The following is an 11,188-nucleotide window of genomic DNA, read 5'->3' as shown; positions in this document are numbered from 1 at the left end:
GGTGGATAATCTTAGTTTTATCAATATAAACATAACCTCCCTGCCGGATTTCCCGGAAACTCTGTATGCCAATGGGGTATTTTCTTAACATACAGCGAAGATACGGATATTCCCTGGCTGGCACCTCAAAATAAGATTTAGCCGAAATTATTCTATTCCAGCAGGCTTATCTTTATTTTTGTGGGGGCCTGTTTTTCCGTAGCCCCGGAAGTAGCATTAGCAGAATTATCCGCCGGCGACTCAGGCTGCCACTGATACCAGTTATCCTGTTTTGTCAGCGCCGATTTAAACCATTGAATAAGGTTTGGATTTTTGGCCCGGATATTAAAAATGTCAATTCTATTATTTCCATTACCAGTTAACCGCAATTCAAAAATCAGGCTACCCTTATCCCTTAGACTAATCACACCACTGGATAAATCAGTATCCAGCTGTTCTGAGAGAGATTTTTTAAAGGCCGCAAAACCCGCAACCGGTCTTAAATGACCACTCAGGCGGCTGACCCTCACTTTTGTCTGCTCATACTTCTTATCCATTAGCTTACGGTTAAGACCTTCCCCGCGTACACGGGCGAGTCTGCTGCCTGCTTTGGTCGTAACCAAAACGGCCCCATACTTACCTTTTTCGCCATAGATGGCGGGGGCTTTCTCAGGGGACAAAACTGAAACACTTTCAATACTGTTGGGACTCAGATTTTCAAATTCACCGCTGTTCAAGAGTCTGCCGTCTATCACATACAGCGGTTGCCCATTTTTACCAGGGGGTAAACTGTCTGACACCGGCCTTACGCCCCTGAGTCTGATTTCATGTGCCTGAGCCTTTAGCTTTGAGCGGGCGAATAACTTTTTACCGGATTTCCCATAACCGACAATAACCACTTCAGCCAGTGCGTCTGCAGCGCTATCAGCAGGAAGCCCCGCTACCTTCTCTGATGACATGGCATGGTTATCCTGATCACTTTGCGCATTATAAGCAGCCGCCGGACGAAGCGCTTTTTCCATGGAGGCCGGATTTTTTTTAGGTGACCGGACGCCTGCATTTTCCCTGCTGATGGCGATACCCGCCACCTTTCCCTGTAAAGCAGTTGCCAGCTGTCCGGGATTGGGTAAAGGAGTTCGCAAAAGACTATCATGGATCAGCTGGCCGGCGGAAATATCTGCCGGCTTTAGACTATTCACAGTGCCTGCCAGATCCGCCGCCGGATTCCTTGCCGGATTCGCTCCGGGCTCCGGCAGGTGCGCTGAACGCTCCGTAATCAATGCCGGACTTTTGGGTATTGCCCGTATTGTTGTCTGTGCTTTTGCGAGTTCTTTGGACTGATCCGCCTGCTCACTATCTGCCAGATTATTTTGATGATCAGACAAAGCCTGCGCTACCGCGTTAGCCACATCCGTTGCGGTATCCAATCCCGAATCTGCCACGGAAGGGCGCTGTACATTATCTTTACTTCCCAGTGCGACAACCTCCGTTGCAGGTGTACCTTTTTTAGTTGCGTCTCCACGCTGCAGGACAAAATACAATAGCCCGCCGCTTAATAAAAAGAAAATGGCGGCTGCAGCGGCCCATAGGCGTCGTTTATTAAAATTAGTTTTATGCGCATTAATAGAGGTTACGGGCAGGTTTATCGCTGCGTCTGCGGTGTCACCGTCTTGTTCCGGCCCGGTAACTGTTTTGCTTTGCGCTACCCTTTGATCCAGTCTGTCTGACAGGCGCTGCATGGTTTGCTCCAGGTCCGGTTCAGACACCTCATTATTTTCTCTAAGTCCTTCCAGCGCTTCACTTAGCAAAGGATCTTCCAACGCCTGCTTTTCCAGTTCGTGCATGGCTCTGGCGTCCAGCTTGCCAGCCAGATAAGCCATCAGGGTCTGTATGTCGTATTGCTTTTGCATTACTGCTTATCTTTTTCCATGCAAATTTTAAGGTTCCTTCTGCCGTTTTGAATATAGCTGCGGACTTTTTCAATCGCAAACCCGGTCATCTCTGCCACCTGCTGATAGCATTTCTGCTCCAGATAAAACAGTTGAATACAGATCTGCTGCTGACTCACCAGCGCTTCCAGACATTTTTCCATACTGGTCAGTAGGACCTCTTTATCCTGGGCCTGCGTATCAGAAAGCTCAAATGGAGCGTAGGCTTCGCCACTAAGATGCAGCGCGTCCTCCGATTGCATAAATGACTTCTCCGGCCTAACTACGCTGTCCGGGGATTTTTTGCGTAGCTGCATCAGACAATGATTTCTGGCAACCATCCCCAGCCAGGGCTTAAAATGCTGAATATCATGCTTTTTAGCCTTTTCTATCAGCTGCTCAAAAATATCCATTACGCCGTCTTCGCTGGCGGGAGCCTGCTTAAAATATTTCAAACAAATGCTGTAAACCAGTCCCATATACCTTTTATACAGTGTGCTCAACAGTTCCAGGTCACCGGAAGCCTTATAGGCTTCCAGGAGCATTTCATCCGTATCAGATGACGTGCTATTAGATAAAGTATTGGTTTTTACCTGCATTTGTTCCTGCAATATAGGCAATTTATGTGGATGGTATCATCCTGGCGTCCATCTTCCGGACCGGGCAAAAAAACACTTTTTTCAGATGGGGCGCCTCCCCTGTAATTTTGTTCAACCGGCGCGCCTTACCTTTGCTCCCGGCAAGGGTATGCCCAGGCCGTTAATCATCCCGTCAAATATGAAAAGAGCCTACTGGTATTTACATATTTCTGTGCTTTTTCTGGCACTTTCCGCCATATTTGGCAAGCTGATCAGTCTAAGTGAGTTATTACTGTCCTGGTATAGAGTTGTTTTTGCCGCCATCATTCTTTGGGTATTATTGCAAAAAAGATCGGGCAGGCCAGCGCTTAGCTTAAGAGAAAAATTCCATATCGGGAAATACGGTGTTCTGCTGACACTTTCCTGGGTCTTTTTTTATGGCAGTATCAAATATGCCAATATATCCATAGGCGTTGTTTGTGCCTGTATGGCCAGCTTTTTCACAGCCATATTCTCTCCCTTAATCACCCGGACCCCATTTATGTTATCAGAGTTTTTACTCAGCGGATTAACCTTATTAGGCATCGGACTGATTTTTAGTTTTGACAGTTCCATGCGCCTGGGTATCCTTTTGGGGATTTTTTCTCCGGTCTTCTTTTCGCTTTATTATATCTACAATAAAAAACTGGCGGCGACTTACGATGTCCTGCAAATCAATTATTATCAGATGATCGGGGGCGCTGCGGGCCTGAGCGTCATACTCCCCTTTTATCTGCACTATTTTCCGGGGACCGAACTTATTCCCGGTTTAAAAGATACGGCGTATTTAATCATCCTGGCCTCCGTCTGTACCGTACTGGTGTATATCCTGGTCACAGAGGCGCTTAAAAAGATCTCTGCCTTTACGGCCAATCTCACCATGAATCTGGAACCTATTTACGCCATCATAATAGCCTTTATATTTTTTCAGGAAGGCCGGGACTTCAATAACTCTTTTTACCTCGGCCTGCTGCTGGTCATTTTATCTGTTATCTTACAATCCCGGATTTCTATAAAGGATTCCAGGCTTACACCTTAATGCGTTTTGCCAGAACGGGCCTTTATTTTTTCAGTTTCTTTCCAAAATAATTCCGGGGTTCCGATGGATCAAAACCAACAGCGCTTAAAGGCACCTGCAGGTCCGCTTGATCCGTATACAGCACCACCTCATCGCCTTTATGCATATACAGCTGGTAGTTTTTTTCGTCTGACACCTTACCGGAAAGCCAGGGCTTTACATCACGGGAACTCAGACTGCCGGAAAGGGTTTTTATTAACAGCGGCTGCTTAGCATCAAAACCTGGCTGCAGGATACAAGGTCCATCTGCTGTCGCCTGCACCTTTACCCATAGGGTTCTGCCACCCTTTCTGACTGCACTCACCAGAAATGCGCCCTCTGTTCTCAGATGATCAAAACTGATATCGGCCCATGCGGTGGGTGCGGCCGGGAAAACACGGATAATGCCGTTATAGCTCTGGATCAGCAGCTCCTGAATAGACGTAGCCGCCGCCAGCGGCGTTTCTATAACGGGTCCGCTTTCCGTATACATCGTATTAGCCTTGACATATTTGTGTATGAAAGTCTTTAAATAATCCAAGGCCTGATCTCCCTTACCCATTAAGGCATAGATGGAGGCCCCTCCGGTAAAAGAATAACCCTGCAGGGCGCCGGGCAAACTATGCCAGTGCGCGAGTGACTTTTGAATCAACGGCTTATAGGCGCTATCCTGCCAGGTGATTAAATGCAGCGGGTAAATCATTAACAGATGTGAATAATGGCGGTGCGACTTGGCAAAAGGTACATCTCTTCCTATCATCAGGCCATTTTCGTTCGTCGGATATGGCGTGAGTTCTTCCAGCATTTGCTGCCATCTTGGAACCAGGGAATCCTTTTTCCCTAAAATATGACTGGCCTCTATCAGGGTCTGACAGCCCCACCTGAATAAGGAAAGTGCATAGTTCGCATCGCGAGTCATGCCACCCGGATATTCCGGAGAATACGTATAGGGCAGATGATAATACCCGTCTGCTTCTTTTTTAGCCAGATGCAGATAATAATTGATATTTCTTTTAAGAATGGGATACAACCTTTCCAGCACGGTTGTATCCATGGAATACCGATACTGCAGCCAGTAATAATACAGGTTCCAGGTAAGATCCCCCAGCTCCATATTGCCATCCGGTTTATTTTTATCCGCTGCAGCTCCCGTGACCATTAACGGAGCTTTCATCTCAGGTCCGCTGGCCCGGCCGAGCCCGGCGCTATTATACTGAAAGGCAGCAGGTACGTTGCCATAGAGATTTACCCGGTTGGCATAAATGGCATGGCCTAACACGGAGGCAATGTCCAGATGGTTGGAGGTATACAGTGGGCTGTAGGTAAGCTCTGTATTGAGGTTCCACCAGTTGGCAGGCCAGGGCGTAGCCGCCATCCAGGGGCCCATCAGATCAATCAAGGGTTTGTTTATTCTGGAAGCGGATGCCAGTTTATAGAGTTGTGCCCAGTAAAAGCTGTTGACCACCGGGTCAGGTAAACTGATAAAACTTTTCTGGTAATAGGCATGCCACCAGCTTTCATGATCTTTCAGAAGGGACGGGATAGTCCCGGCCGCTGCCTTGTGAACGGCAAGCTTTGCTTCTTTTAAGCTGGCGGTCAGATCCTTGCTGTCGTTGCCGATACTGATGTAATAGGTTCGCCAGGTTACCGGTAGCTGCCCCGCAGCCTTTGAATGACCATAATATTCATAAAATGGATCCTGCATCCAAAAGGCATTGGCCAAAGTAGCCTCCGCCGGTGCGACCATCTGCCAAAGGGTTGTATAGCCGCCGCCTGCAAGTAAAGACTGCTTTACGTAACTGAAGAGGCCTTCTCTGCCTTCTCTGGCAGCAGGATTAGCGGTATAGCTGTCTTTTAATTCCGGATGAAAATCTATTCTCGGACTTTTAGCTTCAGCGGGATGGAAGTTCCAGCCGGCGTCTTTTTCCCCTGCACTTAAGCCTACCTGAAAAATAATCACATTTTTATTACTCTCGGTCCAGCTGCGCCAGTATATGCTTCCTTTATCCGTCTGAAGGATGCCTTTTGCCACGGCGTTCCAGATATCCAGCCGGGCTGTATTAGAAAGGATATGCCCAAGGGGTTGCAAACTGAAATATCCGATCGGCAGCCTGGCCCTGGAAAACAGATCTCCCAGCACCGTATCCTTTCTGTGGTCTCTTACGTCCGTTCTGCCTACGTCTATCCTCAGCGTGCTGGCATCCCTTATAAAAATAGTATTCCCCAGCAGCCCGTTACCGGTAAACAGGCCATCTGTCCAGGTAGTCGTCAACGTGTCATACACCATATCATTACGCTGCATAAATGACTGCCAGTCGACCTGGTTTTGTGTTTGCTGCGCCCGGGCAGCATTACCCGTAGTCATAACCGTCCCCATCAGACTAAACAGGGCTGCCACTGAAAATTGACGCAGTTGCAGGCGTACAGAAACGAGACTAAAATTTTCCATGGAATATTTTTTTGAGCTCATCAATATGGATTGTGGCTGGGCTGTCCGGCGACATTTTATCCTCCTCTATCCGACCCTGCCGTAAAAGATAATCCGGCCAAGACGACAAAAACAAGGTCAGTTCTAAAACCGGATACCTGATGTATTATCCTGGTAAAGTTAACCAAGACCAGCCAACAGCCACACACGGCTATTAGCTTTTATATATGATAATTTAGCAGACGGGGTAGACTAGAAAACACCTGCCTTCGTGCTTAATGCGCCATGACCAGCACCGAAAGGCAGCTGTCAGATTGTTACTTACCTGCGCCATCTGAAAACAGAAAATTATTTTCAGAAAAACTTACTACCGGTATTATAGCCACCTCAACCGGCTCATTATCAATTAAATAAATCTGCATAAAAAAATTTCGGACGATTTATGTAATCGGGTTTTATTCAGCATCCTAGTTATAAAAGCGATAAGAAGGTCCCCGCTAGTGAACAGCAAAAACCGCTATGGCCGCATTTTTCTAAGCTTTATAAACCTGCAGATTATATCACTGGAAGAATTTCACCGGTCGCTTTTTTGGAAATAATCAACTTTAAAACATTTTCTTATGGCAACAGTACAATATCCGCAATATTCTGCCTCCGGCCTCAGCCCCGCTCCACTTGCTTCAGTAGCCGGTCGTTTTAATCCCTCTCTAAGACAGGTAAATACCATCCACGTAGGCAAAAGGCGTCTTATGAAAAACCAATGGCTTTTTCTTATGCTATTGAGTCTTTTTATCTTCATTACAGCAGAGGCGCTTCCACCACAGACGGCCACTGAAAAGACGGTGTCTTCCGGCTCTACGCCGGCTGCCGGTTTAGGATCACAGCTGAATATCCAAAAAAAAATCAGCGGTGTCATAACAGATTATAACGGTGTTCCCATTATGGGTGTAATTATTCAGACAATCCCTGCCGGCACCGTTGAATACTCGGATGCCAGGGGTAATTTCTCCATCCTTATTTCCCAGGATTGTCAGCAACTTGTCTTTATTAAAAATGGATATACGCAAAAAACACTTGCCAATAAAGATGTCAGGCCACCTTTAAAGATTCAGTTAACCAGGGACAATACTAATATAGCGGACTCTACCAGCCTTGACAAAAATCTGCCTAAGTCATTATCTGAGGTTGTTATCATAGGATATGGTAAAGCTTCCAATACCCGCACAAAAAAAAGCCATGAACCTGCAGCCGTGATCCCGGCCAGTCAAATGATTACCCCAAACAATACTACGACCCTGTCTTCCGCCTTACAGGGACGTGTCGCCGGCCTTCTGGTTTCAAAGGACCCAAACCGTGCCGCGTTATATGGTAATTTCCCGGCAAACGACTTTGCCGAGTCCTATGCACATGAAAAAGAGGGCGGGTTTAAATCGCCACAGAGCAGCCCGCTGTCCACTTTTTCCATTGATGTAGATAAGGCTTCCTATAGTAACATACGCCGGTTTATCCAGCAGGGCAACCTGCCGCCTTCAAACGCCGTACGCATTGAAGAATTGATCAACTATTTTGATTACCAGTACCAGCAGCCAAAGGGGCAGGACCCTGTAGCTATCCAGACGGAGTTAAGCCAGGCGCCCTGGAACCCGCGGCATTATTTATTACAGGTAGGATTACAGGCTAAAAAAGTTGCCACAGATCAGCTACCCGCCTCCAATCTTGTTTTTTTAATTGATGTATCGGGTTCCATGAATGAACCAGGTAAGCTGCCCCTGCTGGTATCTGCCTTTAAAATGCTGACCGACCAGCTCAGAGCTGAAGACCATGTCAGCATTGTAACCTACGCCGGCAACGCACAAGATGTACTTGCACCTACAAGCGGCAGTCATAAACAACAAATAAAGACAGCCCTGGACGGGCTGCGGGCCTGGGGCTCCACCAACGGTGCCGGGGGGCTTGAGAAGGCCTACCAAATGGCAGAAAAGCATTTTAATAAAAACGGGAATAACCGGATTATCCTGGCCTCCGACGGTGATTTTAATGTGGGAGCCACAAGCCTTGAGGATCTGGAAAAGCTCATTACCGAAAAAAGAAAATCAGGCATCTTCCTGTCTGTTCTGGGATTTGGCATGGGCAATTATAAAGACGATAAAATGGAACTGCTGGCAGATAAGGGCAATGGAAATTATGCCTATATCGATAATAGTGCTGAGGCGCGCCGGGTATTGTTAAAGGAGTTCGGAGGTACGCTTTTCACCATTGCCAAAGATGTCAAAGTACAGGTCGAATTTAACCCGGACAAAGTGGAAGCCTACCGCCTGATTGGCTATGAAAACAGGGCACTGGCGGATGAGGATTTTAATCAGGACACGGTGGACGCCGGCGAGATGGGTAGCGGCAGTACCGTCACCGCCCTTTATGAAATTATCCCTAAGGGACTTAAAGATGCCTTTACACCTGCAGTTGACTCCTTAAGATATGGCTATGCCTTACAATCTGCTGGGCAGGCTGCGAGTGTTCAAAGCGCAGAGCTCGGGCTTATAAAAATAAGGTATAAGACGCCAGCGGGCCAGAAAAGCAAATTGATCCGTCAGTTAATAGCAGACAGCAGCCTGCCACTTGCCTCCGCCTCCGGCCGGTTTCAGCTGGCGGCGGCAGCTGCCAGCTGGGGCATGCTGTTAAAAAACAGTGATTATAAACAGTCTGCCAGTTATGACGAAGTGGAAAAATTGATTCAAAAACCGCTTGCTGAGGATAAAACCGGTCAGATCGGACAGTTTTTAACCCTGGTCCAGACCAGCCAGGCATTAATCGGCAACGAAGTACAAGGAGATGCCGTACAAAAACCACCCGTCATCCGTCCTGTCCCAAGACCTTTCCCCTTACCCAGACGTCACCGGGGCCTTAAAGAAGCGCCTCCCGTGGCTAAAATCATCCCGGCAGGACAGGCCGCAACGGAGCTTTAGCAGACCGGTATCAGCGAACAACAACAGCCTATCAGGTCTCTTTCCCAAAGTGCACCGGCGGATTTTCACCGGTAACGGAGATAAAGTTCCCTTTAACCTGTTGGCGAGGTTAAAGGGAACTTTATGCTCCGGAGCTTCTGTTTATTACTGAATTTCAACTATTTACAAGCAAACCGCGCTGCGACTGAAGCGGTGCCTGTGGAATTCAGTAAATAAGCATGAAAATTCAAAATACCCTTGTTATCTTTGCCGCCAGATGAAGCAAATAAGAAATTTCTGCATAATTGCACATATTGACCACGGTAAAAGCACCCTGGCAGACCGCCTTTTGGAACATACCAAGACGGTGGGTGAGCGTGAGATGACCAACCAGGTGCTTGACGATATGGACCTGGAAAGAGAAAAAGGAATTACCATTAAAAGTAAGGCCATTCAGATGGAATATGCCATGAATGGCACGACCTATATATTCAACCTGATTGATACACCCGGTCACGTGGATTTCAGTTACGAAGTCAGCCGCGCCCTGGCAGCCTGTGAAGGCGCCCTTCTGCTGGTGGACGCCACGCAGGGCATCCAGGCTCAAACCATCAGCAATCTTTATCTGGCCATCGATAATAACCTGGAGATCATCCCGGTCATCAATAAAATCGATATGGATGGCGCGATGATTCCCGAAGTCAAGGATCAGATCGTAGATCTGATCGGCTGCAAGGAAGAGGAAATATTACTGGCCAGCGGAAAAACCGGTATCGGCATCGAGGAAATACTGCAGGCTATCGTTGACAGGATTCCCGCTCCTACCGGAGAGGTCACAGCACCTTTACAGGCGCTGATATTTGACAGTGTCTTTAACTCTTTCAGGGGTATTATCGCCTATTACCGTGTCTTTAACGGTACTATTAAGAAGGGAGATAAAATTAAATTCATCAATACCGGTCAGACATATTACGCCGACGAAGTCGGAAAATTAGGCATCGGGTTACAACCCACCAAAGAAGTTAAGGCGGGTGATGTGGGTTATATCATTACCGGTATTAAAAATGCCAAAGAAGTAAAGGTAGGTGATACCATTACGCTCACCGAAAACCCCGGAACTTCCATCAAAGGATTTGAAGAAGTGAAACCCATGGTATTTGCCGGGATCTTCCCGGTGGTAACAGAGGATTTTGAGGAGTTACGGGATTGTATGGATAAGCTACAGCTGAATGACGCCTCTCTGACCTATGAGCTGGAAACCTCCCAGGCACTGGGTTTTGGCTTCAGATGCGGCTTTCTGGGATTGCTGCATATGGAGATTATCCAGGAAAGACTGGAACGGGAGTTTAACCAGACCGTTATCACAACGGTTCCCAACGTTAGTTTTATAGCTTATACGACAAGGGACGAGAAAATCATTGTCAACAATCCGGGGCAGATGCCGGAAACCACTAAACTGGACCGGATTGAAGAGCCTTTTATCCGGGCACAGATTATTACCCAGTCAGACTATACCGGCAATATCATGACCCTTTGCCTATCCAAAAGAGGGACTTTGACCAACCAGACGTACCTGACACAAACCAGGGTTGAACTGACCTTTGAGATGCCCCTTACAGAAATCGTCTTTGATTTCTATGATAAGCTTAAAAGTCAGACCAGAGGTTACGCTTCCTTTGATTATACCCCACTGGACTACAGAGCCAGCGATATCGTCAAAATGGATATCCTGCTCAACAATGAGAAAGTAGATGCACTCAGTGCCCTGATTCACCGCAGCCGTGCCCAGGATTTTGGCCGGAAGCTCTGTGAAAAATTGAAAGAGCTGCTGCCGCGTCAGCAATTCCAGATTGCCATCCAGGCAGCCATCGGCGCCAAGATCATCGCCAGAGAAAACATCAGTGCCATGCGTAAAGACGTTACGGCAAAATGTTACGGGGGGGATATCTCCAGAAAACGTAAACTACTGGAAAAACAAAAAGAAGGTAAGAAAAGAATGCGCCAGATCGGTAACGTAGAAGTACCTCAGGAAGCCTTTTTAGCCGTACTTAAACTGGACGAATAAATCCTGAATGTACTAAAAAGCATGACCCATACACAATGGCAGCCGCTGAGTGAAGCGGCTGCCATTTTATTTTGACTGCCGCCCTGGCTTACAAGGGCTTTATACTTAATTGATATCAGATAAAAATCTTTTCTATTTATCTTCCCTGAAAAGGATAGATTTTCCCTCACCG

Annotated in this window: 7 protein-coding genes; 3 read left to right on the top strand and 4 right to left on the bottom strand. The window is 47.2% G+C overall.

The genetic code is table 11. The annotated features are described in order from the left end of the window. The 3 genes from BLU80_RS20180 to BLU80_RS16725 all read right to left on the bottom strand — a co-directional run. Nucleotides 1-91 (bottom strand): AAA family ATPase (locus tag BLU80_RS20180; protein WP_139188187.1); only part of this gene is annotated, 91 nt, incomplete at its 3' end. Between the two features lie 61 nt (nt 92-152). Continuing rightward, nucleotides 153-1,889, bottom strand: a complete 1,737-nt coding sequence (locus tag BLU80_RS16730) for a TonB-dependent receptor plug domain-containing protein (RefSeq protein ID WP_091400769.1) — start codon at nt 1,887-1,889, stop codon at nt 153-155. Continuing rightward, complete coding sequence (locus BLU80_RS16725; protein ID WP_211481888.1) at nt 1,889-2,518, bottom strand: RNA polymerase sigma factor; 630 nt, start codon at nt 2,516-2,518, stop codon at nt 1,889-1,891. The genes BLU80_RS16730 and BLU80_RS16725 overlap by 1 nt, the downstream gene beginning before the upstream one ends. A gap of 73 nt (nt 2,519-2,591) precedes the next feature. On the opposite strand from BLU80_RS16725, the gene BLU80_RS16720 reads away from it, so the two are divergent. Beyond that, nucleotides 2,592-3,563 carry a DMT family transporter gene (locus BLU80_RS16720; protein WP_244518988.1) on the top strand — a complete coding sequence of 324 codons (972 nt, stop codon included), beginning with the start codon at nt 2,592-2,594 and terminating at the stop codon, nt 3,561-3,563. 22 nt (nt 3,564-3,585) lie between these two features. On the opposite strand, the gene BLU80_RS16715 is transcribed toward BLU80_RS16720, so the two are convergent. Then, nucleotides 3,586-6,030, bottom strand: coding sequence for a glycosyl hydrolase family 95 catalytic domain-containing protein (locus BLU80_RS16715; protein ID WP_139188186.1), 2,445 nt, complete (start codon nt 6,028-6,030; stop codon nt 3,586-3,588). A 599-nt stretch (nt 6,031-6,629) separates the two neighbouring features. Here BLU80_RS16715 and BLU80_RS16710 point away from each other — a divergent pair. Further along, nucleotides 6,630-8,972, top strand: coding sequence for a vWA domain-containing protein (locus BLU80_RS16710; RefSeq protein ID WP_211481887.1), 2,343 nt, complete (start codon nt 6,630-6,632; stop codon nt 8,970-8,972). A 256-nt stretch (nt 8,973-9,228) separates the two neighbouring features. Further along, nucleotides 9,229-11,016 carry a translation elongation factor 4 gene (lepA, locus tag BLU80_RS16705; protein WP_091400765.1) on the top strand — a complete coding sequence of 596 codons (1,788 nt, stop codon included), beginning with the start codon at nt 9,229-9,231 and terminating at the stop codon, nt 11,014-11,016. Nucleotides 11,017-11,188: the final 172 nt, after the last annotated feature.

This window comes from Arachidicoccus rhizosphaerae, from assembly GCF_900107765.1.
Taxonomy (GTDB): domain Bacteria; phylum Bacteroidota; class Bacteroidia; order Chitinophagales; family Chitinophagaceae; genus Arachidicoccus; species Arachidicoccus rhizosphaerae.
Note: the sequence above shows the minus strand (reverse complement) of the source record. Positions and strands in the feature narration are given on the sequence as shown.

Excerpts from the sequence above, each read along its gene's own strand:
- BLU80_RS16730 (WP_091400769.1), bottom strand. The coding sequence starts at position 1,889 with ATGCAAAAGCAATACGACATACAGACCCTGATGGCTTATCTGGCTGGC.
- BLU80_RS16720 (WP_244518988.1), top strand. The coding sequence starts at position 2,592 with ATGGGGCGCCTCCCCTGTAATTTTGTTCAACCGGCGCGCCTTACCTTT.
- BLU80_RS16715 (WP_139188186.1), bottom strand. The coding sequence starts at position 6,030 with ATGGAAAATTTTAGTCTCGTTTCTGTACGCCTGCAACTGCGTCAATTT.
- BLU80_RS16710 (WP_211481887.1), top strand. The coding sequence starts at position 6,630 with ATGGCAACAGTACAATATCCGCAATATTCTGCCTCCGGCCTCAGCCCC.
- lepA (WP_091400765.1), top strand. The coding sequence starts at position 9,229 with ATGAAGCAAATAAGAAATTTCTGCATAATTGCACATATTGACCACGGT.